The organism is Nocardiopsis sp. NPDC006832 (assembly GCF_040635885.1).
Lineage (GTDB): Bacteria > Actinomycetota > Actinomycetes > Streptosporangiales > Streptosporangiaceae > Nocardiopsis.
This window is the reverse complement of sequence record NZ_JBEYLC010000147.1, coordinates 1-1,286: the sequence shown is the minus strand read 5'-3', so window position 1 is coordinate 1,286 and position 1,286 is coordinate 1. Positions and strand designations below refer to the sequence as shown.

At 65.1% G+C, this 1,286-nt stretch carries 1 pseudogene; it reads left to right on the top strand.

Annotated features, from left to right (window positions below):
• Positions 1-425: 425 nt before the first annotated feature.
• Positions 426-1,286, top strand: a pseudogene (locus ABZ717_RS28640) (hypothetical protein); the annotation flags it as partial.

The window sequence follows — 1,286 nt, the reverse complement described above, 5'->3', positions numbered from 1 at the left end:
TGCGGGCCCCGGGGGCCCGGTCCGGCCGTGGCCGGCCGGATCCCTTCCCCACCGCCTCGCTGCATCGTTGAGCGCGTCGCCACTACGTGACGGGTGAGGTCACGAAGGACCCGCTACAGGCCAGGCACGGGGCGGGCCGCGTCCCTGCGGTAGCCGGCCCTGGTCTTCACAGCGATGATCTTGCTCGTAGCGCCGATTTGGGCGCCCAACATGGCGCTAGGAGCAAGATCGTTTCCATTCAGAGCCCCTTCCCTCGAATTCGCCAGGATTGTCTCCGCGATGGGCGGATCCGGCCATAGGGAAAAGGGGTTGCGGGCAACCCGAAACAGGGGTCCTCGTATGATAGGAATACCGGCCCCAGAATTCGGTTAATAAACTCGCGGGTAGGCCTGCCATTCTTGGGGGTGTTCGCATATAATCAGAGCATGAGCTTTCCTCCCCACGCACCGCGCCCGACCGGGAACACCCCGGTCGATAAGGCGATGGCGGGTGCGCGGGAGATGGCGGTGGAATTCTCCGAACGGGATATCCCGTCCGGGTGCGAAACCGAGGTGCTCGCACAGTTCGGCCGCCTCAACCAGGAAACAGACCGCATCCGCTACGGGATGCTGCCCGCCCTGGCCCGCATGGAGACCACCGGTGCCCTGTTGGAAGAGGGCGGCCAGCGCAGCATCCAGGCGTGGATCACCCACCAGTGGGGGACCTCTCCGGCCGAGGCCAAGAGCCTTGCCACCCTCGCCCGAGCGTTGCATCAGCAGCAGCTGCCCCTGGTGGAAGAAGCCTTCCAGAACAAGGCCCTGTCGCTGGGTGAAGCGTGCGCCATCGCGACCTCCACCGAAAAAGCCACCACCGAATGGGCGAAGGTCCTCGAAACAACGGATGAGGAATTCCGTGCCCAGCGTCCTTCGGCGGAGGGGTTTCGGGCCCGGTTAGAATACGGGCTCATCGCCTATAAGAAGGAATGCCCGCAGGCCTCGGTGCGCCAGCTGCGGGACGCGGCGAAATGGTTCGTCGCCCGCCTGGACCCCGATAAGGCCGACCGGAATTACGACGAAACGTTCGAGAACCGGGGCGCGCAATTCTCGCCCACGTTCGAGTCCGGGTTTCTGTTGCGGATGTGGGGGCCTGGGGCCGACCACGAGCTGATCCAGACCGCCCTGGAGGCCTACACCGAACCGTATGGGCCCGATGACGCGGCGATGCCGAAGCATCAGCGCACCTATGACGCGATGATGCGCATCTTCGAGACCGCTCTGACCCACCGGGGTTGCTCCAGCCTGAGCCGC